This window comes from Paenibacillus sp. Y280 (assembly GCF_056786335.1).
This window is the reverse complement of the sequence record NZ_JBXCIW010000003.1, coordinates 267,696-287,626: the sequence shown is the minus strand read 5'-3', so window position 1 is coordinate 287,626 and position 19,931 is coordinate 267,696. Positions and strand designations below refer to the sequence as shown.

General features: G+C 45.6%; 19 protein-coding genes and 1 riboswitch. Of the genes, 5 read left to right on the top strand and 14 right to left on the bottom strand.

What is annotated here, in order from left to right; translation table 11 throughout:
* Positions 1 to 96: 96 nt before the first annotated feature.
* Together rpiA and AC1TPC_RS05895 are read right to left on the bottom strand one after the other, a co-directional pair.
* Positions 97 to 768 carry a ribose-5-phosphate isomerase RpiA gene (rpiA, locus tag AC1TPC_RS05900; RefSeq protein WP_482065916.1) on the bottom strand — a complete coding sequence of 224 codons (672 nt, stop codon included), beginning with the start codon at positions 766 to 768 and terminating at the stop codon, positions 97 to 99.
* A gap of 24 nt (positions 769 to 792) precedes the next feature.
* Entirely contained in the window at positions 793 to 1,239 is a 447-nt protein-coding gene (locus tag AC1TPC_RS05895; RefSeq protein WP_482065990.1) for a GNAT family N-acetyltransferase, read from the bottom strand.
* Between the two features lie 251 nt (positions 1,240 to 1,490).
* Here AC1TPC_RS05895 and AC1TPC_RS05890 point away from each other — a divergent pair, with 251 nt between their 5' ends.
* Positions 1,491 to 1,781, top strand: a complete 291-nt coding sequence (locus AC1TPC_RS05890; RefSeq protein WP_482065915.1) for a hypothetical protein — start codon at positions 1,491 to 1,493, stop codon at positions 1,779 to 1,781.
* A gap of 77 nt (positions 1,782 to 1,858) precedes the next feature.
* Here AC1TPC_RS05890 and AC1TPC_RS05885 read toward each other — a convergent pair whose 3' ends face one another.
* From AC1TPC_RS05885 to AC1TPC_RS05860, 6 genes are all read right to left on the bottom strand, one after another.
* Positions 1,859 to 3,496, bottom strand: a complete 1,638-nt coding sequence (locus tag AC1TPC_RS05885; protein ID WP_482065914.1) for a GGDEF domain-containing response regulator — start codon at positions 3,494 to 3,496, stop codon at positions 1,859 to 1,861.
* Positions 3,477 to 6,356 (bottom strand): ATP-binding protein, encoded by a 2,880-nt coding sequence (locus AC1TPC_RS05880; protein WP_482065913.1) that lies wholly within the window; start codon positions 6,354 to 6,356, stop codon positions 3,477 to 3,479. Before AC1TPC_RS05880 ends, AC1TPC_RS05885 begins: the two co-directional genes overlap by 20 nt.
* The gene (locus tag AC1TPC_RS05875; protein WP_482065912.1) at positions 6,349 to 6,714 is read right to left on the bottom strand and encodes a response regulator transcription factor; all 366 of its coding nucleotides are present in this window, start codon (positions 6,712 to 6,714) and stop codon (positions 6,349 to 6,351) included. The genes AC1TPC_RS05880 and AC1TPC_RS05875 overlap by 8 nt, the downstream gene beginning before the upstream one ends.
* Before the next feature lie 196 nt (positions 6,715 to 6,910).
* On the bottom strand, positions 6,911 to 7,177 hold the full coding sequence (locus tag AC1TPC_RS05870) for a CD3324 family protein (RefSeq protein ID WP_482065911.1): 267 nt from the start codon (positions 7,175 to 7,177) through the stop codon (positions 6,911 to 6,913).
* Between the two features lie 450 nt (positions 7,178 to 7,627).
* Positions 7,628 to 8,407: a Cof-type HAD-IIB family hydrolase gene (locus AC1TPC_RS05865; RefSeq protein WP_482065910.1), complete on the bottom strand. Its 780-nt coding sequence runs from the start codon at positions 8,405 to 8,407 to the stop codon at positions 7,628 to 7,630.
* 64 nt (positions 8,408 to 8,471) lie between these two features.
* Complete coding sequence (locus AC1TPC_RS05860) at positions 8,472 to 9,212, bottom strand: RNA polymerase sigma factor (protein WP_482065909.1); 741 nt, start codon at positions 9,210 to 9,212, stop codon at positions 8,472 to 8,474.
* A 190-nt stretch (positions 9,213 to 9,402) separates the two neighbouring features.
* Here AC1TPC_RS05860 and clpP point away from each other — a divergent pair, with 190 nt between their 5' ends.
* Complete coding sequence (gene clpP / locus AC1TPC_RS05855; protein WP_482065989.1) at positions 9,403 to 9,987, top strand: ATP-dependent Clp endopeptidase proteolytic subunit ClpP; 585 nt, start codon at positions 9,403 to 9,405, stop codon at positions 9,985 to 9,987.
* Here the strand turns inward: clpP and AC1TPC_RS05850 are convergent.
* Entirely contained in the window at positions 9,974 to 10,876 is a 903-nt protein-coding gene (locus tag AC1TPC_RS05850; RefSeq protein ID WP_482065908.1) for an NAD(P)/FAD-dependent oxidoreductase, read from the bottom strand. The two genes, clpP and AC1TPC_RS05850, sit on opposite strands and share 14 nt — an antisense overlap.
* A gap of 148 nt (positions 10,877 to 11,024) precedes the next feature.
* Positions 11,025 to 11,963 carry an EamA family transporter gene (locus AC1TPC_RS05845; RefSeq protein WP_482065907.1) on the bottom strand — a complete coding sequence of 313 codons (939 nt, stop codon included), beginning with the start codon at positions 11,961 to 11,963 and terminating at the stop codon, positions 11,025 to 11,027.
* Between the two features lie 81 nt (positions 11,964 to 12,044).
* Positions 12,045 to 12,155, bottom strand: a riboswitch (purine riboswitch).
* A 178-nt stretch (positions 12,156 to 12,333) separates the two neighbouring features.
* Here AC1TPC_RS05845 and AC1TPC_RS05840 point away from each other — a divergent pair.
* Positions 12,334 to 14,385, top strand: coding sequence for a molybdopterin-containing oxidoreductase family protein (locus AC1TPC_RS05840; protein ID WP_482065906.1), 2,052 nt, complete (start codon positions 12,334 to 12,336; stop codon positions 14,383 to 14,385).
* Positions 14,386 to 14,455: 70 nt separating this feature from the next.
* Here AC1TPC_RS05840 and AC1TPC_RS05835 read toward each other — a convergent pair whose 3' ends face one another.
* The 3 genes from AC1TPC_RS05835 to aroC all read right to left on the bottom strand — a co-directional run bounded on the left by AC1TPC_RS05835 (position 14,456) and on the right by aroC (position 17,330).
* Positions 14,456 to 15,061 (bottom strand): NAD(P)-dependent oxidoreductase, encoded by a 606-nt coding sequence (locus tag AC1TPC_RS05835; protein ID WP_482065905.1) that lies wholly within the window; start codon positions 15,059 to 15,061, stop codon positions 14,456 to 14,458.
* 134 nt (positions 15,062 to 15,195) lie between these two features.
* Entirely contained in the window at positions 15,196 to 16,164 is a 969-nt protein-coding gene (locus AC1TPC_RS05830) for a 2-hydroxyacid dehydrogenase (protein WP_482065904.1), read from the bottom strand.
* Positions 16,165 to 16,274: 110 nt separating this feature from the next.
* Complete coding sequence (gene aroC / locus AC1TPC_RS05825) at positions 16,275 to 17,330, bottom strand: chorismate synthase (RefSeq protein WP_482065903.1); 1,056 nt, start codon at positions 17,328 to 17,330, stop codon at positions 16,275 to 16,277.
* Positions 17,331 to 17,446: 116 nt separating this feature from the next.
* Here aroC and AC1TPC_RS05820 point away from each other — a divergent pair, with 116 nt between their 5' ends.
* The gene (locus AC1TPC_RS05820; protein ID WP_482065902.1) at positions 17,447 to 18,325 is read left to right on the top strand and encodes a LysR family transcriptional regulator; all 879 of its coding nucleotides are present in this window, start codon (positions 17,447 to 17,449) and stop codon (positions 18,323 to 18,325) included.
* Here AC1TPC_RS05820 and AC1TPC_RS05815 read toward each other — a convergent pair whose 3' ends face one another.
* Positions 18,326 to 18,787, bottom strand: coding sequence for a hypothetical protein (locus tag AC1TPC_RS05815; protein WP_482065901.1), 462 nt, complete (start codon positions 18,785 to 18,787; stop codon positions 18,326 to 18,328).
* Between the two features lie 168 nt (positions 18,788 to 18,955).
* Here AC1TPC_RS05815 and trhO point away from each other — a divergent pair, with 168 nt between their 5' ends.
* Positions 18,956 to 19,852 carry an oxygen-dependent tRNA uridine(34) hydroxylase TrhO gene (trhO, locus tag AC1TPC_RS05810; RefSeq protein WP_482065900.1) on the top strand — a complete coding sequence of 299 codons (897 nt, stop codon included), beginning with the start codon at positions 18,956 to 18,958 and terminating at the stop codon, positions 19,850 to 19,852.
* The last annotated feature ends 79 nt before the right edge of the window (positions 19,853 to 19,931 follow it).

The following is a 19,931-nucleotide window of genomic DNA, read 5'->3' as shown; positions in this document are numbered from 1 at the left end:
ATCCGCGTTTTGCTGACGGTACCCCCTATACAGAAAAACAAAAAAACCTCAACAGACCACAAGTGTAGTCTGTTGAGGTTTAAAGAGAATTAAACATTACTTTTTCAGGAGCTCCTTAACCGTTCCATCCTGATAGCCAACAATGACGCGGGAAGCCATGCCTGCAAATAATCCATTGTCTACGACTCCTGGGATGAGATTAAGTGTTTGGTGAAGCTCCTCCGCTTGGGCGATCTTGCCAAAATGACAATCTACAATATAGTTGCCGTTATCCGTTAAATACGATTGTTTATCAGCTATTCGCAGAACTGGATCAGCTCCGAGCTTACGCAATTTTTTTATCGTCATTTCATATCCGAACGGAACGATCTCTACAGGCAATGGGAATGCGCCAAGCTGCTCAGAGAGCTTGCTTTCATCCACGATAATGAGCAACTGCTTGCTGGCAGAGGCAACGATTTTCTCGCGCAGCAACGCGCCACCGCCCCCTTTGATGAGATTCCATTCCGTATCTACCTCGTCTGCACCGTCAATGGTAATATCGATGGATTCGATTTCTGCAAAAGTCAGCAGGCATATCCCAAGCTCATTGGCTAAGTCTTCAGACTGATTGGACGTTGCAATCGCCTTGACCGATAGTCCTTCCTTTACTCTTTGAGCAATTTTTTGAATAGCGAAATAGGCAGTTGAGCCAGTACCAAGTCCAACGATCATACCATCCTTAATAAAATCTACAGCTCTTTCAGCTGCCATTCTTTTGGATTCCATAATCACACCTCTTCCCCATGTCATTTATATCGTTAAATAATAATGGAAATACTCGTCATCCTTCTTATAGCCATTTCGTTCATACAGCCGTTGTGCCGTTTCGTTATCGATTGCAGTTGAGAGTTCTAATCCTTTTGCGTTGGCAGCTCTCGCATGATCCTTCGCGCGATCAAGGAGCAGCTGCGCAGCGCCTTGCCCTCGGTACGCCTCAAGCACATACAAATCATTTAATATGTAGGAAGTTCTCATCGAAATAGATGAAAATGAAGGATAAAGCTGCGTGAAGCCGATCACTCGGTTTTCTGTTTGATCCTTGGCTACAAACAGCACGGACTCCTTATTTTCAATTCGTGCCGTTAAAAAGGCTCTTGCCCCTGCAATATCAGACTGCTGCCTATAGAATTGTCTATATTTATCAAATAGATCTGCTGTTTCCTCTACATGTTCGATCGTTGCCTGAAAGACTGATATTTTCATATTAGCGCCTCCAACTATTTTGAATTGATTATTGGTCACCTTGTTCAAAAGTATCCCCTCTAATATTATAACGGTCATCTATCAGATTGAATACATTTGCTCTATGACCTATTGCGAACACTCGGAAGAACGCTATTTATGTCGTTAATTATTTAATTTCAGCTGCAACAACCGACAAACATCACGACTAGTATCTGTTAGTATTTTTATTAGGTTGTCCCACCACAGAATAGGAGCGCTGATCGATGAATACAATAGCAAATGAACATTTTAAGGAAGAAACGATTGTGTTTGATGGGTTTAGCTTTATCGGCTGTACGTTTACGAATTGTGTCATTATCATTACTACATTAGAGTTCAATTTCGAGGGATGCTCCTTCTTTGAATCTTCCTTGCATGTCAATCCGAATCTATCCATATTTGCGATCTCGCACAAGCTTTCGCAATCGACATATGATTCGGAAACCAATTGCTATCGGAATGATTACAAGTATCCGCAAACCGTCGTAGATTTGCCAGTCGCTACGACTCGTTAATAAGAATACAATTGAATAGTAGAATGAACACATAAAAAACCGCACTCCGATGGGAGTGCGGTTTTTGATATCGTCTATTAGCTAAGTACTCGATTGGCCAAACGTTCGATTCGCAGTACCAGTTCCTGCATATGGAACGGCTTGACGACGTAATCATCAGCGCCGATTTGCAGAGCTTGAACGATATCGGCCTTATTATTGCGTGCTGTCAGCATGATAATTAACAGCTGCTCGGGATAGTTTTTACGAAGCCGATAGAGCACGTCTAAACCGTCTAAATCGGGCATTGAGCCATCGAGCAAAATGATATACTTTTCACCTTCTTTAAACCAATCAGAGGTTAGAAAGGACAGGCCATCAGCGTATTCAAAGGCCTGCACCTTCGCATGATTCGCCGGCTTCCAGCTCGAGAATCGGTTGACAATGATTTCTCGAATAAGAGCATCATCGTCAACGATAATGACATTAAGGAATGTATCCAGCTTGGCGTCGATGATCTCTTGCGAATAGATTACGCTTTGATTTCTCCCGCCGCGTTTGCCGTTGTAAAGAGCTTGATCAGCCTCTTCAACCAGCAGCTCCGTGTGACTATTTTGATTCGTAATAGAAGCTACACCTACAGTGAAGGTAACCTGAAAGCAATCATTATCCGTTTGAAACTTAACGTCATTAAATTTCATTCGCACATGCTCCGAGATAAGGGCACCCTGTACGGCATCCGTGTCAGGAAGAATCAAAGCAAACTCCTCTCCCCCGTATCGACAGAGAATATCGTGCGGTCGAATTGAAGCTTGTGCGGCAGCGACAAAAGCTTGCAGCACTTCATCGCCTTTGAGATGCCCATATGTATCATTCACTTGCTTGAAATAATCCAAATCGAGCATGACCAGCGTGAAAATATTACCTTCTCGCTTAAAGCTTTCGATATGATGCCTCATCATTTGGTTAAAATGTTTTCGATTGTATGCGCCTGTAAGCTCGTCGATAATAATGGAGCGCTCCCAATCCTTCTTCATGGCGAAGCGATTATCAATGATGGCTGTAAGCAGGTCAATGTCTAAGGGCTTTGCAAGAAAGTCCATTGCACCGGTCCGATAAGCGTGAATTTGATTTTCAATGGAGAAATTGCCGCTGATCATAATAATCGGGATATGCTCCTGTCTTGCTTTGTCGACAATCTGATTGAGCACATACATGCCGCTTTTGTCGGGCAATATTATATCAAGCAGGATAAGGCTTGGTTTCCATTCGTAAAACAGCTTTAATCCCCGCTCTGCATTCAGTGCGATGCTCACCGGATAGTTTTGTTTTTCCAGAACCTCTTTTACGTAGGTTACAAAATCCACATCATCATCGATTACGAGTACACGATCCCTATGGGCGCTCAGACCATCAGACATTTCCTCTTCAACTAACGCTATGTTTTCCAACCCTACCGACTGCTGTGAAAGATTTGGAAACATGTCGGTTAATGGCAGCAAATGCTCTGACCATTTCTCGCGCGGGATCGCTTTGCTGCTTTTCTCGGAAAACAACAGCTCTTTATCCTCGGAAAATCTTTCAACCTCCACTAAGCCAATTGTACCGCTGGTTCCCTTCAAGTTGTGGAAAAAACGATGGATCGCTTGCTCCTCCACAGTTGCTTGTTCAGACCACTCGTTTATCGTTTGTAAAATGCGTTTCTGAATCTGTTGTTTATATTTCTCGGTTTTCATCAAAAAAGGCTCCCTCAATTAACGCAGCATGATGCGTAATGGCTGCAATTAGTTTGCCAGGCAAGTAAGGCTTCACTAAAAATTCCTTAATTCCCCATTGCGCAGCTTTCTCTTTCTCCTCAAAGGCACTGGATATAATAATAGGCTTGTTCAGAAGCGCATCTGTCTTTTTGATTTTGTCGATAATATCCCAGCCCGTTATACCGGGCTCAAGCATGAGATCAATGACAACAATATCCGGATTTAGCTGCTCGATATCTTCGATGGCCTTGCTGCCTTCCGTATACAGATGAACCTGATAACCATTCGACAACATTTCATCCCTTAGGAGGGAGGATAAGTTGTGGTCGTTTTCAATAAGCATGATATGAATGGAAGACTCTGAGTCTGTCATCTCCCTCTGCTCCTCGCTTGACAGCTGCTCTTGCTGTTCTGCCATTGGAAGAGTGACGATAAAGGTGCTGCCTTGTCCAAATTCAGACTGAACCTCAACGGTGCCCTTATGCTTTGTAACGATCTCATGGACAATCGCGAGGCCTAAGCCAGTTCCGCCAATTTCTCTGCGGTCCGAATTATCGACTCTATAAAACTTGCTAAATAGATGAGGCAAGGCGTCCTTTGGAATGCCAAGCCCTTCATCTTCTATACGAATGACAACATTGCCTTCTTTAATGCAGCTAAATACTTTGATATGTTCTCCGTTAGGGGAGTATTTGACCGCATTGCTTAGCAAATTGATAAATAGCTGCTGCAATTTATCACAGTCTGCTATAACAAAGGCGTTATTCGCCTCATTTTGCCACGTGATTTGATGCAAGCTTGAAGTCATTCGCTGCATTTCAATCACTTCGTTAATTAACGGCATTAATAAAAAGGGTTTCATTTCATAGGATTGCTTGCCCGACTCCATCCTTTGAAGATCAAGAAAGTCATTAATTAACGTAGTTAATCTTCTAGCTTCCTGGTGAATGGTCGTCACATATTTCCGCTGACGTTCTGGCGTAAGCTCTCGATGAAGCAGCAGCTCAGCAAAGCCTAGAACGCTGGCAAGCGGAGTCCGCAGCTCATGACTTACCGTGCTGACGAATTCGGACTTCATTCGATCGACTTCATATTCCTTCGTAATATCGCGATGAACAAGCAATAAACCGAATTTTTCTCCGTTCCTGTACAATGGCTCGCAATAGATTTGAATAAATTTTCTTTCAGGCTGATTGATTTCATAATTCATACTGTGCTGACCGTTCATATGACCATGCGTTAGAAGTTCGTCCATAAATTGCAGGAGCGGCTCCGATTCCACAATCGAGGATTTAATAAAAGATTTAAATTGCTCAAACGGCAGATGAATCGATTCTTCATTTCGATTAAAAAATCCGAAGATCTCCGACATTTTACGATTGATTTGCAGCGTTGTTCCATCAAGATTCAAGTACTGTATGCCTTCTTGAATCGTGTTCAGCATATCGCTTGTCATCAATCGCTGCCTTTCGGATTGCTCGTACAATTGCAATTTATCGAAGGACAGCGATACTTGCGTCATCATGCCTACGATTTCATCCTCTTCCTGCTTAGATATCGCTCGGTTCACTTTGGTTATAATTAGACAGGCTACCATTTCGTCGCCGGCATTTAGTATTGGCAAAATCAGATCCGTGGCCCGCATTGGCTCATCGTGATACCCTTGCTCTTCGAGCGAACAATCACGTACCATGCTGTAAGACTTCTTCGTTTGCTCTGCGCGGAGGACAACGCCATTGTCAATGTTATTAATAAATTGCAATGCCGCAGCATCGGATATCCCGACAGCAGCGTAATGATGCTCTCTATTCATTAGAACGATTAACCCTTTATCTGACTCCGTGATCGTTACAATGTTTGAAATGATGCTCTTAAGCAGTTCTTGCTGATCTAGCGTATTAGAGAGGGATTGCACAAACTGATTGCGCTTCTCCAAATACTTTTCGTTTTGTTCCATCAGGCCAACAGCACGCTGCAGCTCATCTTGCTGAGCCTGAAGCTCGTCCTGCTGCGCGATCAGCTCTTCATTCTGTGCGAGCAGCACTTCCTCTTTGCTCTGAATTTGCGTCATCATGATCTGGAACGATCTTGCAAGCTCGCCAATCTCATCCTCTCTAGAGATATGATCGAGCTCGACTTGTTCCCCATTGGCAAATCTGCGTGCATGGCCAGTCAGCTTGTTAAGTGGAACTCCAATATCTTTAGCCACTTTTCTCGTGATGAATATTGACACGATGAGTACCAGAATAATGTAGCCTATAAAAAATACAGCTTGGTTAGAGAGGGTGTGAATGAGTTTGTCGTTTTTCTCCTCAGCTACAAGCCGGGCTTGTTTTTTGAAATCGTGAGCGTAGCTGATGACCGTATTGACTGGATTGTTTTCTCCTGCAGTTACAAACTCTCGAAGCGCTTCATAATCCTCAGCCTTTGAGTAGTATATAGCTCTCGGCAATACATTTTCGAAATAGTTGTAAAAGAACGTTTCAATATTTTTCATGACCTCTTCTTCGGAGTTGCTGAGCGGAAAAGTTTTAATTTCATCTAAAGATTTTTTCAGCAATTTCTTTTCGCTAAAAATCTTCTTGAATTCGAAATCCGACAAATAAACGTAATAGCCGCGCGCGCGCAAAATAATTTCATTGGAATGATCGGCAATTTGCGATACAAGCTCCTGTTTCTCTCGCATCTTTGTTGTTTCTGCTTCATAGTCTCGCAATATTGAAACCGTGCTGAGAAGTACAATGATAGCGCCTACCAAAATCAGTAATAATGTTAAAATCATCATCGACATAAACTGCCGCGTAATGCTTTTCTTATAATAAACCCGCAGCTTACCCACGAAGCATCTCCTCTACCTTGTCGATAAGCTCAATAGGACTAAACGGCTTTGACATGAATCCGTTGGCTCCAGCGAAGAGTACCTTCTCCTGCTCGGTTTGCTGGCTCTTGGCCGACAACATTAGAATCGTTGAATGTTGGCGGTTTTCAAGCAATCGCGTTTTCTCAATCACTTCGATTCCGGTCATTTTTGGCATCATATAATCGAGAATAATCAAGTCGAAATCGGTTGCTTTTATTTTCTCTAATGCTTCTTCGCCATCCGCCGCTTCTACAAGCGAGTAGCCTTCATCCTCGAGCGTATCCATGATCAGCATGCGCAACACAGGTTCATCTTCTGCAATTAATAATGTTTTCATTTCCTAATCCCCCACGGCTATGTACTTGTATATTCTTTTCGACAGGTTATGTCACAAAACTACATTATTAACATTCGACATTCGACAAAATACACCTTTATTATAACGCTGTTTGCAGTTTTTTTCATTCATAATTTGGCAATAAAAAAGCATAGAAGCAGACTTTTCATCAGTCTGCTTCTATGCTTTTCTATTCTTAACGAGTTTTTACAATTATTTTGCGAATACTCTCGCCCGACAAATGATATTTTCGCTCCAGATCGGCAACGGACCAGCCATTCGTATAATAAAGGTATATCTCCTTATTGCGATCAGCCAGCAGCTTCCGTGTTCCGCTAACCTCTCCCCAATGCGCTCGCTGCTCCGCTGCCTTTGGAACGTAAATCAAATCCCCTTGGATGTATTTTTGCAGTTCCTTCAATAAACTAGGGGGAAGCACATCTCTCCCATTTTTGTAGTTCACAATAAACGTCCTCCTCGTACAGGCTCATCTTGATCAGGTTGTTCGTTCCTTTGTTCATCAACATTTTTCCTGCCTCCCTTCGATTTTTGGTCATACATGTGATTCGTTAAAAAAACAAAAAAAGCTATGGATGCCATTTCCTCCATAGAAGCTGCTTTCCCTGCTTATACACTATAAGTATATTGTAAGCATTTTCAATTGACAAGAAATGTTTAACAATATTTCCAGTTCATTCGCATGCAATTTTTGAATGAATAAAAAGGAGACCTTGCGGTCTCCTTCGTCAGGGTGATCTCCGATTAAACGGAGATCACCTCCAGGTAGTTAATCAAATCGATCAGCTCCTTTCCTTATCATTTGTCGGCCCGACTTCATCAGTATATACTGCCTATTGTAACTCGCGAAAGTGTAAGAACATTTATAAAAGAACTTTACCAATTGAGCTCAAGCCTAGCCCTTTAACAACCCAAGCATCCTCAAACCAAATAAAATACCATCCTCCGTAACATCCTTCGTAACGTAGCGAGCAGCTTGCTTCACTACATCAGGCGAGTTGCCCATTGCGACGCTGTGATGAACGTATTTGAGCATTTCGAGATCGTTGATGCCATCGCCAAATGCATATACATCCTCATCGTTAAACCCTGCCCGTTCAATTATCGCTTGAATGCCTCTCGCTTTTGAGCCGCCAGGCGGAAGCAAATCACTGCCGAATAAATGCCAACGAATAAATCCGAGCTCTGCAAAATTTTGTTTGTAATAATCTTCGTCTTCTTCCTTGCAATAAAGCAAGCACTGATAAATGTCTCTTCCGATGTGATAATCGGGCTCCAAGGGCGGCAGTTTCAGCTTCAAAGCTTCCTCGGCATCATCCATATAAGCGGTTTGATCCGTACTGCTGCGCATCCCCTCAGGCGTCATATAAACCAATGGATGCTTGTTTGCTATCGAGATTTGGGAGAGCTCTGCTATTCGAGCGGGATCAATGGAATGGCTATAAACAACTTCATCGTTATAAACTACGTAGGAGCCGTTAAAGCTTACGTAGGATTTGATATTCAGCGCTTCGCTGACTGGCTTCAGCATAAAGGGAGCTCTGCCCGTCGCTATGACGACTTCATGCCCGGCTTCCTTCAATTCCGCAATTGCCTGCTCCGTTGATGCCGGAATCTTTTTCTCATGATCAACCAATGTACCATCTATATCAAAAAAAATCAGCTTTTTCGTCATCAGTGGCTGCCTCTATCCTATAGGTCTTTCCCATTATTATAGCTTATTTCAATTATGATCGCGTCTAAGCAGCCATTTGAATCGAATAGTGATTCTTGGACGTAATACGAGTTTGCCGCTGTTTGTGACTAACCGCTTGCAGACGACGATTTTGGATGATACCCGTAATGTTTGCGGCTTCCCCTGCATCACATTGAGCAAGCTCGATAAGGAGCGCTATGTCGCCAGATTGATAGGCAGCTGCCATCTCTCTCATTAGAATACCCCGATCCTCATCTAATTCGAACGTTGAATCTTCTGTCTCAAGCTCTCGTCTTACGGCATGCAAAGCTTCCCGCGCTCGGTGAAGCGCTGCTTTGATCGCTCCGGTTGTTGTGTTCAGCAGCTCCGCCGTTTCCACTATGGAATAATCCAAAGCATCCCGAAGCAGAAACACAATTCGTTGCAGAGGAGTTAAATGACGTATGAGCGCAAACAGAGCCTCTTCAAGCTCCAAGGAGCTGGCATCTGACATCGCTTCGAGATGAATATCCTGCTTGATGATACGCTCGTATTGATTCTGTCTGCGTATTTGATCGATCCATGTATTTTTGGCAATTCGCAGCAGTAACGCCTCAGGGTTATTATGCGAGGAATCAATTGCGGCCCGCATTCCTTTCAGCCATGTATCCTGTGCTAAATCGTCGGCGTCCCACTTTGATCCTGTAAGGGACAAACAATACCGATGAATGCTAGCTTGCAGCTTACGAGCGGTCTCATCGGCATTATGCAGCTCTATATTTTTATGGGTATTCGCTAAAATCATTTTCCCGCCTCCTCAGCTTTATCCCGTCTTACGCTACGCAAAGCGTACATGGAGTTATCCTTACTTAAGTAAACGAACGAGACAGCCTAAAGGATACGCAGCGGCCAAAAATATTTTGCACCGTATCCTTTGCCTGCAGTTATTCGTTTACAGATGGAAAGCATCACATTCCATGCGGGAGGTCAAAATGATGAGTAATTTCGTTCCTTATGTAGTTGAACAATCGAGCCGCGGCGAAAGATCGTATGATATTTATTCCAGACTGCTTAGAGATCGAATTGTGTTTTTGGGTTCGGCTATCGACGACAATGTGGCGAATAGCATTATCGCTCAATTGTTATTTCTAGCCGCAGAAGACCCTGAGAAAGAAATATCGATGTACATTAACAGCCCTGGCGGCTCCACATCAGCTGGCTTCGCGATCCTCGATACGATGCAATTCGTGAAGCCGCCCGTGCATACGATATGCACCGGCTTAGCCGCTTCCTTCGCGGCCATTCTCTTGCTTGCTGGCGAGAAAGGACATCGATCCGCTTTGCCTAACAGCGAAATTATGATTCACCAGCCTCACGGCGGCGTTCAAGGCCAGGCCAGCGACATTGCAATCAGTGCCAACCGGATACTGAACATTCGGGCAAAATTAAACCAAATTTCTGCCGAGAAAACCGGCCAGCCTTTAGAAAAAATCGAAAAAGATATGGATCGTGACTATTATATGTCATCTGAGGAGGCGTTGGAATACGGAATTATCGACAAGGTGATTACTTCGATGTAGCGATTAAGCTTTTGTGAATCCAAATGGCGGCTTGACTGCCGTCACCCATCGCGATGGTAACCATCTCGGAGTGAGCGGTGACGTCACCTGCCGCCCATACGTGCTTAGCGCTTGTACGTTTAGTTCGCGGATCAACGACGATATGCTTATTGTCGATCAGCTCTGCTCCTAGCTGCTTTGCAATGCCGGAGCGCACCTCGTTGCCCCCGAGGGCGACAAAGCAACGCCCGCATGCAAGGGTTGAGCCATCTTCAAGGATGACACCTTCGAACTGAGCTTGTTCAGCCAGTACGGTACGGATCGATTGCTCTATGTATCGAATTCCTTTATCTGCAAGCAGATTGCGCAGATCATGATCAATAGGTGTTCGCTCATGATTGACGTAGATAAGATCCTTGGTCCAGTGCATAAGGGTCAGCGACATATTCGCGCCAGCATTTCCTGCTCCGAGCACGAGCGTTTGTTTATCGGCTACTTCATAGCCATCGCAATCCGGACATATGTAGGCGCTTATTCCGAGGCAAGGGATAAGGTTTAGAAAATTCGGCAGACGATCCTTTACTCCCGTAGCAAGCAGAAGCCTTTTGCAGCGAAAGCTCTGCTCATCAGACGTATGAAGCAGCAAGCCCTCATCCTCACATGCTGCTCGAGCGACAACCGCTTTAATGAAATGAATGCCCAACTGTTCGGCTTGTTTTTTTCCAGATGCCAGAAGCTCTGCTCCGCTAACGCCATTTGGAAAGCCGATTAGGTTGTGGTAGCTTCTGCACAAGGTCGATCGACCTTCAGCGGCATCAATTACAGCTACGTTATGACGATATCTTCCTAATTGTATGGCAGCTTGCAAGCCTGCAAAGCCTGCGCCGACAATTATACAGTCATATTGCATGGAACTCCCTCCTGCCAGGCTATAATCCCATTCGATAGCAAATGATAATTTATTATTCATGTTTGCAGGCTCAGTTATTCAGATCACTTAAGCAAAAAAAAGCCAGCTGCTCTTCATAAAAGAGCTAGCTGGCTTCTTTCCCTTCAGTTTATTGCAAACTTAAACGTCTTCTTCGCTTCAACAGCTCGGGAAGCGCAATGCCAACGAGAACGACGATTACGCCAATCCATTGCAGCGCGCTCACATGCTCATTAAGGACAAAGGAGGATAGCAATACCGCTACCGGAAGCTCCGAAGCGCCAAGTATGCCAGCCATTCCCTCTCCGATATGCGGCACTCCTACCGCGAATAGAACCGGCGGAATAAATGCGCCGAACATGCCTAGCAAAAATCCGTAAAGCATCAAGTCGCCCATGATCAGTCCATTAAACAAAAAAGTCGGCGGGAATAAAATAAATACGAGCACCATTCCGCCTGTAATCATCCACGCGCTGCGGTAAACGGGATGTACGGCTGGAACGGCTTTGCCGCTAAATAGTATGAATAGCGAATAGCTTACGGCCGATAAAAGGCCAAGAATGACGCCCATTACATTAAACTTGCCGGTCCCTTGCTCAATGATGCCGGCAGCAAGCATCGTTCCGCCGAATAGGATCGCAATCGTGAAGAACATAATGCCATTTGGACGCTTCCGCTGTCCAATCGCTTGAATCAATACGCCAATCCATGTGAATTGAAATAATAAAATAATAGCCAGTGACGCCGGAATGTATCGAAGCGATTGATAATAAAGCAAGCCGGTTATTGCAGTCGGCATACCTGCAGCCATAAGAATTAATCTTTGCTTCCAAGTTAATTTTGGCATGGTCTTATCCATGTTCGCACCCACACCATTATTTGCTTCTGTGCTCCGCTTTTTGCGCCAATTCGTAAACAATGCAAGCGCCCATGCAAGGATAAAACCTGTCAACAACTGACTACCAACAACCTCGCCCAGCTCATAGCCATTCCCATAAGCGAGTACAACGATAGTAGATAAGATGCCGTAACTGGCAGCACCTAGAAAAACCGATAAAATGTATTTCATTTGTCCAATTCCCCTTTCAGTTCCTAGCAAACCAACATATGAACGCACAAAAAAAATCCTAACGACGAATACAGGACCATTCTCAAATGATCACATATTCGTAGTTAGGAAGTTAAGGCTCCCCGTAGAAACCCTCACCCTATTCAAGCTCAAAATCCGTGAGGTTATACGAAATATTTAGTTGTGCGGATACGTGTTTACCATAGTGAATATTACATGACAAGTCAGGTACTGTCAATAGGTTATTTATCTGAAAAAATGGGCTTGTCAAAAGTAACTAGGCCTCTCATGCAAGTGGGATCAAAAAACAGAAGCAGCTATGGTATGATAAATAGACATGATTTTGGATATAGGATGGAGTGATACGCATATGATCGCAGCTACAATGGATGGAACGGTTCGTTCCGTATGCCCCTTCGATTGCCCCGACACTTGCGGGCTTAGCGTTACCTTCGAGGAAGGGAAAATAACTAAAATTACAGGCGATACGGAGCATCCCGTCACTCGCGGAGCGATATGCAACAAGGTTAGACAATTGAGTGATCGGGTCTACCATCAAGAGCGCCTTCTCTATCCGATGCGCCGTACAGGTCCGAAGGGCACGCTTTCATTCGAGCGAATCACATGGGAGGAAGCTTACGAAGAGATTACAGAGCGAATGAAGAGCATCATCGCAGAGCATGGTGCGGAAGCGATTTTGCCATACAGCTTTTATGGCAATATGGGTGTTCTTAATGCTGAAGGCATGGATCGTCGATTTTTCCACCGCCTCGGAGCGAGCCAGCTCAATCGGGCGATTTGCAACGCTGCCGGCTCTGCTGGATATTCGTACACCATGGGCGGCTCCATCGGCATTGATCCAGAGGAAACGGTGCATACGAAGCTTTTTATCATATGGGGCTGCAATCTGGTGTCTACCAATATGCATCAGACGATGCTGGCAACGGAAGCTCGGAAAAACGGCGCGAAAATTATTCATATCGATGTTCATCGCAACCGCACCTCGGCATGGGCTGATCAGTTCATCCATGTGCGACCGGGAACCGATGCCGCTCTTGCGCTTGGCATGATGCATGTCATCATTCGTGATGGATTTGCGGACGCAGCATTTCTCGAGAAGCATACACTCGGCTATGAAGAGCTTGCAAAGCAAGCAGCCGAATATACGTCTGAGCGTGTAGAGGCAATCACGGGTGTACCTGCAGCGGAGATTGAGGAGCTTGGCCGCCTTTATGGAACTACATCTCCCTCCTTCATTCGGATTGGCAATGGACTGCAGCATCACGATAACGGAGGCATGATCGTTAGAACGATTTCGTGCTTGCCGGCGCTAACCGGTCAATGGGGCGTTCGCGGAGGCGGAGCCATGAAGGGAAACAGCTGGTATTCGCGTCTAAACGGCGAGAAAATCGAGCGGCCCGACTTATTGCCAGATCCGGATGTCCGCACCGTCAGCATGAATCAGCTTGGCGATGCGCTTCTCGAGCTGACGCCGCCGGTTCAGATGCTGTTTGTTTATAACAGCAATCCGGCTGTCGTTGCACCGGATCAGAACCGTGTAAGAGAGGGTCTTATGCGCAGTGATCTCTTTACGGTCAAGCATGATTTATTTTTAACAGACACCTGCAAATATTCGGACATCGTCCTGCCGGCTACCTCGCATTTTGAAAATTTGGATTTATACACATCCTATTGGCATCTTTATTTACAGCTGCACCAGCCAATTATGGAGCCTGTCGGCGAGTGCAAATCCAACTTTACGCTCTTTAAGGAATTGGCGCTTAAGCTAGGCTTCGAGGCAGAGGTATTTGACATTACTGAGGAGCAAATGATTAGCGAAGCGCTGGATAGCAAAAACAATCCGTTCCTTAAAGGCATCACATTCGATGAGCTGAAAAAAAATACGTGGATGAAAGCGGGGAACCATGAGCTCCCTCCGCTTACGTCATTGATTCCAACGGCTTCCGGGAAAATTGAGCTTTATTCTGAAGCGATGCTTAAGAACGGCCTGCCTCCTGTTCCGGATTATACGCCATTGCGCGAGCCGGAAACTTATCCGTTTTGGCTGACGTCAGGTCCGAACCACAGCTTCATCAACTCGACGTTTGCCAACCAGGAACGTCTGCAGAAGCTGGAGAAGGAGCCGATCCTTCACATGCATCATGAGAATGCAGAAGCGCTTGGTCTCTCGAACGGGGAACGCGTAAAAATTCGCAACGATCGCGGCGAGGTTGAAATGACGCTCCGAGTCGGCAGCGATGTGCTGCCAGGTGTGCTCGTTACGCAAGGCTTATGGTGGGATGATGATCGCAAGGGTCATCAAGCGGTTAATGCACTAACGCCTCAGCGGTTAGCGGACATGGGCGGCGGTGCGACTTTTTTCTCCAACCGGGTTGAAGTGCTGAAATTGAATCAAACATAATTCATATCAAAATAAAAACCTGAAGTCCTCCACAAGGATTTCAGGTTTTTTGGCTGCAGCATGCGTGCGATTAATAGCAAATACCTACACGTTCGCGGACAAAACTGCCATTCAAATAGGCGGAAACCGCAAGCTCAGCCGTATCTGCAAAGGATATTTGCGATCCTCCGCTAGGCAGAACATCCTTTTGAACGCGGTAAACACCTGTTTGCTCTGCATGAACAAGTCTCGTGGGACAAATGATCGTCCAGCGCAAATCCGTTTTTGCTAATGCCAGATAAACCTGCTCATGCTCCTTTGCGGCATCGTGGCTTACTCTTTTGTTTTCAACCGATTGGTATCTGAGCAGCTTGGGCTGCAGCTCGCTTTGCAGGATGCCAGCCGTTCCAATCGTGATGAGCCTGCTTAGCTTAAGCTTCTCCATAGCAGCGATGACATGCTCCATTCCACTAATGAGCGTGCCATTGCCTTCCGTGTTTAACGAACAAATAACGCTGTCAACGCCTGTCATTGCCTCCCGTACATCCTGTTCCTTTCGAACGTCGCCAAGGCAGCTTCCAGCCTCCGCCTGTTCAGGAGAGCGTACAAACAGCTTAGGACGTATATCGTTGTCCGCCAAAAATCGGAGAATATATTGACCGGTATTTCCTGTTGATCCAATGAGAAGCGGTTTCATTCGCAGCAAGGCCTTTCCATTGTCATTTTTCGCACAACTCCTATTTCAAAGTAAAAGCTAGAGGTATATGAACGATTGTACTATGGATTAGCTATTAGAACTGATCGATTAAGAAAAGAATGATTCCATTCGTTTTATTTTAATTCGTCCACCATGCATGTTGGCGTTTGCCCAGTTAATGCGCTAACTAGATTTTGCGCAGCTAGCATCGCCATATCAAACCTCGTTTGAGCTGTAGCTGAGCCAATGTGCGGCAATGTCAGTACATTAGCCATTTGAAGGAACGGATGATCAGCATCAATCGGCTCTTTCTCATATACATCAAGGCCAGCAGCAGCAATCGTTCCCGATTGAAGCGCCTCGACCAAAGCCTGCTCATCAACCGTTTGGCCACGCGAAATATTTATAAATATCGAGGACGGCTTCATTTTTTTAAATTCATTATGTCCAATAATCTTGGTCGTCTCTGCCGTTAAAGGCGCAAGCATCACAACAAAATCAGAAGAAGCGAGCAGCTCATTCCATTCCGAATAACGTACGCCGAGCTTCTCTTCGGCTTCTGGCTTGCGGCTCCGGTTAAAATAGACAACATCCATGTCAAAGCCAAACTTTGCACGCCTTGCTACAGCCTCGCCGATCCGGCCCATGCCGATGATGCCGAGCTTAGCATGATGCACATCTACCCCGAACAGCTTTGCGCCGTCACCTGGTTTCCACTGGCCATCCTTCACGTACCGGTCGAGCTCAGCGACACGTCTAGCCGTTCCAAGCATGAGGGCGAGCGCGAGATCCGCAACTGTATCGTTCAATACATAAGGCGTATTCGTTCCGATAATGCCTCGTTCCTTCATGGCTGCAAGGTCAAAATGGTTATACCCGACGCTGATGCTGCTAACTGCCTTCAGCTTAGGAGCGTGCTCGAGCAAGTCGGCATCAATTGTCATTCCTGCTGTCAGCAAGCCGTTTGCATTTGCGAGTTTCTCGTGAAGCAGCTCTCGTGGTATTGCGGTCGATTGTTCCCATTTCTCGATGATACAGTGCTCGGCTATGTACGCTTCGACCTCATTTGGCACCTTGCGATCAATAAACACAGTTGGTTGCATTAACATACTCCTCTCGGCATTCGTCATCTATAAGCATATCATAAGAAGATGAATGAGCGTGCAGACCGCAAAAAGTAATAAAAGGCTAGCCGCAGCTAGCCCTTTCAAGGTTATTCATGCATGGCAGCCTGACGCTTAATGAGATCTTCGACTACGATACAAGCCATCGCTTCGACGACCGGAATGATGCGCGGACAAATACAAGGATCATGACGGCCGATCGTTTCAATCATTTTTTCCTGCCCATGAATATCAATCGTATGCTGCGGCAAAGAAATGGATGAGGTTGGCTTAACCGCTATCCGAAACACGATCTCTTCTCCCGTGCTGATACCGCCAACGATGCCGCCCGCGTTGTTCGTTAAAAAGCCGTCTTTGCTCATTTCGTCATTATGCTCGCTGCCAAGCATATCGGCTGCCGCGAATCCCGCGCCGAATTCAATGCCTTTAACAGCGCCAATCGACAGCATAGCCTTCGCAAGCTCAGCGTCCAGCTTATCAAATACAGGCTCGCCAATGCCGGGATGAACCCCTCTTATTCTGCATTCAACGATACCGCCGCAGCTATCCCCCACCGAAGCTAAATGCTCGATCTTCTCAATCATGCGAAGAGCTGCTTCCGGATCGCATGCCCGCACGGCATTTTTCTCGATTTCGTCCTCATGATAGGTTTCGCATTTGATGCCGCCAATTTCCTTCGTGTAGGCGACGACGCTTATGCCTTTATTTTCGAGCAGCTTGCGAGCAACCGCTCCGCCTGCAACACGTCCTGCCGTCTCTCTTCCCGACGCTCTCCCGCTTCCGCGGTGATCGCGAATGCCGTATTTTTTCAAATACGTATAATCGGCATGCCCTGGACGAAAGGAATACTGAATATCGCTATAAGCATCTGGCCTCATATCTTTGTTGTGAAGCATAATGAATAGCGGCGTTCCCGTCGTTTTGCCTTCGAACATGCCTGATAGAATGCTGATCACATCATATTCTTTACGCGGCGAAGTCACCGAGGATTGACCAGGCTTCCTTCGATCCATTTGTGTCTGAATATATTGTTCATCCAGCTCGACGCCTGGCGTTACGCCATCTACGATGACGCCTACCGCCTCGCCATGCGACTCGCCAAAGGTTGTTATTTTAAAGCTGCTTCCGTACGTGCTACCTGCCATTTCGTGTTCCTCCCTGGACTCTGCTTTGACGCATTCGTATTATGTCCATTATAATTTTGAGAGTGAAATAAATGAAATCAAAATATAAGAACTTTGCCATAGAGAGGTTTGATATCATGCAAATGAGTATGGAGTGGTATCGTATATTTTTGCACACTGCGAAATTAGGCAATTTAACGAAAGCGGCGCAGGAGCTGCATATTACACAGCCTTCGGTCAGCTATGCCATTAAGCAATTGGAAGCACAGCTTGAGGTGAAGCTGTTTGACCGGCTTTCCAAAGGCGTGAAGCTTACACCCGAAGGCATGGAAGTACTCGATTATGTCGAAAAATCATTCTCCGCGCTGCAAGCGGGCGAAAACAGGCTGCAATCACTCAAAAATCTCTCTGCTGGCGAGCTTCGAATCGGCGCAAGCGGACCTATTATCAAGCATTTGCTTCTCCCGCTTCTGGATACGTTTCATGCTGAGCATCCCGCCGTGAGAATCCGTCTCTCCCAAGGAAAAACATCGGATATTCGGGCACGTCTGAAGTCTGGTCAAATTGATATCGGGCTTGTCCATTTGCCTACTTCTGATCCTGAGCTTGATGTACATCACCTTACGGATATTCAAAGCTGCTTCGTTGTCGGACAGGCCTATCGCCATTTGGCGGTTGAGCCTTTAACGGCTTTTGCGCTTTCCCAAATTCCGCTGCTTCTGCTCTCTGCAGGAAGCAGCACAAGAGCATTTGTCGAGCAGTGGTTCTCCTCCCAAGGCGTTGATGCTGATGCCGATATGGAGCTCAGCAGCATGGACATGCTCATCGAGCTGGCTGGGCGAGGCTACGGTGCAGCCTTCGTCACACAATCGTTCGTCAAGCAGGAGCTGGATGACGGGAAGCTGCTGCAATTGCCTACGATTGAACCGATTCCAAAACGTTCCGTTGGCTGCGCCATCAGACGAGACGCTTCATTATCGCTAGTTGCCAATCGATTTCTCTCTCTGCTCCAATAATCAGGAAAGAGCCTCTCCGCATGCAGAGAGGCTCTTCTTTCCATTGATTAGTATGCTCTGCCGTAATGAACCAAAGGGTGTGTTTAAATGTTTAACGTTGCGTCCTGCATGCACGATTTGAATGCCTATCTTAGCGCTGTGGTTATGCTCCCTCCATGCTGCCCGAAATGGACTAGTTAAGAGCATGTTGCCACCTAACATTAATGCAAGATGGGATGGACTTAGCAAAGCTTCAATGTCTACTTCGATGCCGAAAATGATGTGCCAAACCATATCGCATAGTCCGCCTGTAAGAAAAATGACGACACCAAGCAATCCAAGCTCATACCCTGCTGGAATGGCTTTCCGCCACGTGGAACCGGTTTGTTTCTTGGCATTCACGATTAATCCGGCTATCCAGATGGCGCATGCAAGAAATCCGCTGTAAAAAATCGCATGCCATGGGGTGAAAAAAATTTCCACGGCTCCATGATTATGCGCATAGCCATCAATAAAGACGCCTTAGTTAAGTTGGAAAGCATCATTCGAATCCTTTTTTTGCTTTTGAAAATGTTATCTGTTGAATTAATGCGAAGAGTCAACTATAATATAGTATGGTTTTTATTTGTTTACGGGAAAGGAAAGACTGCGATGAGCGACAATAATCAATTTCGAATTTTATTGTATTATAAATTTGTAACCATACCGGATGCGGAGCAATTTGCTGCCGAGCATCTTGCCTATTGCAAGCAATTAAACGTGAAGGGCCGTATTTTAATTGCGGATGAAGGCATTAATGGTACGCTGTCAGGCACGATCGAGCAAACGGAGAAATACATGGAGGATTTGCGCGCTAACCCGCTATTTTCGGACATTGTATTCAAAGTAGATGAAGCCGATCAGCATGCTTTCAAAAAAATATTTGTCCGTTACAAGAAAGAGCTTGTTACGCTTCGTTATGATAAGCCTTTAGATCCGAATACATTTAGCGGCACTCGTCTATCTCCTAAAGAGTTTCATGAGTATTTGCAAAGAGAAGATGTTATCGTGCTTGATGGCAGAAGCGATTACGAATATGATCTTGGACATTTCCGCAATGCGATCAGACCTGATCTGGAGACGTTCAAGGAATTTCCGAAATGGCTTCGCGAGAATATGGCTGATTTCAAAGACAAGCCGATTCTTACTTACTGTACGGGCGGCATTCGCTGCGAGAAGCTCACTGGCGTAATGATGAGCGAAGGCTTTAATGACGTTTATCAGCTAGAAGGCGGCATTGTCACGTACGGTAAGGATGAGGAAGTACAAGGCAGACTGTTCGATGGCAAATGCTACGTCTTTGATGAAAGAACATCGGTTGTAATCAACCAGACGGATGAAGCAGTCGTCGTTGGAAAATGCCACCACTGCGAGCAGCCGGCGGATACGTACATCAACTGTGCGGACGATTCCTGCCATCTTCAGCACATCGTGTGCAAAGAATGCGAAGAAACAAAAAACGGCTTTTGCTCCACTGCATGCGAGGAGCATGTGGTCAGCGTAAAATAATGTGTTCATGCAATTGGAAGACCTTGCTTCGACTTCGAAGTACGGTCTTTTTTTGTCATTTGCAGAACAACATGATTTT

Bases quoted from the DNA above. Each gene is read 5' to 3' on its own strand.
- rpiA (WP_482065916.1), bottom strand. From the start codon at position 768: ATGGAATCCAAAAGAATGGCAGCTGAAAGAGCTGTAGATTTTATTAAG.
- AC1TPC_RS05890 (WP_482065915.1), top strand. From the start codon at position 1,491: ATGAATACAATAGCAAATGAACATTTTAAGGAAGAAACGATTGTGTTT.
- AC1TPC_RS05885 (WP_482065914.1), bottom strand. From the start codon at position 3,496: ATGAAAACCGAGAAATATAAACAACAGATTCAGAAACGCATTTTACAA.
- AC1TPC_RS05875 (WP_482065912.1), bottom strand. From the start codon at position 6,714: ATGAAAACATTATTAATTGCAGAAGATGAACCTGTGTTGCGCATGCTG.
- AC1TPC_RS05865 (WP_482065910.1), bottom strand. From the start codon at position 8,407: ATGACGAAAAAGCTGATTTTTTTTGATATAGATGGTACATTGGTTGAT.
- AC1TPC_RS05860 (WP_482065909.1), bottom strand. From the start codon at position 9,212: ATGATTTTAGCGAATACCCATAAAAATATAGAGCTGCATAATGCCGAT.
- clpP (WP_482065989.1), top strand. From the start codon at position 9,403: ATGAGTAATTTCGTTCCTTATGTAGTTGAACAATCGAGCCGCGGCGAA.
- AC1TPC_RS05850 (WP_482065908.1), bottom strand. From the start codon at position 10,876: ATGCAATATGACTGTATAATTGTCGGCGCAGGCTTTGCAGGCTTGCAA.
- AC1TPC_RS05845 (WP_482065907.1), bottom strand. From the start codon at position 11,963: ATGAAATACATTTTATCGGTTTTTCTAGGTGCTGCCAGTTACGGCATC.
- AC1TPC_RS05840 (WP_482065906.1), top strand. From the start codon at position 12,334: ATGATCGCAGCTACAATGGATGGAACGGTTCGTTCCGTATGCCCCTTC.
- AC1TPC_RS05835 (WP_482065905.1), bottom strand. From the start codon at position 15,061: ATGAAACCGCTTCTCATTGGATCAACAGGAAATACCGGTCAATATATT.
- AC1TPC_RS05830 (WP_482065904.1), bottom strand. From the start codon at position 16,164: ATGCAACCAACTGTGTTTATTGATCGCAAGGTGCCAAATGAGGTCGAA.
- aroC (WP_482065903.1), bottom strand. From the start codon at position 17,330: ATGGCAGGTAGCACGTACGGAAGCAGCTTTAAAATAACAACCTTTGGC.
- AC1TPC_RS05820 (WP_482065902.1), top strand. From the start codon at position 17,447: ATGCAAATGAGTATGGAGTGGTATCGTATATTTTTGCACACTGCGAAA.
- trhO (WP_482065900.1), top strand. From the start codon at position 18,956: ATGAGCGACAATAATCAATTTCGAATTTTATTGTATTATAAATTTGTA.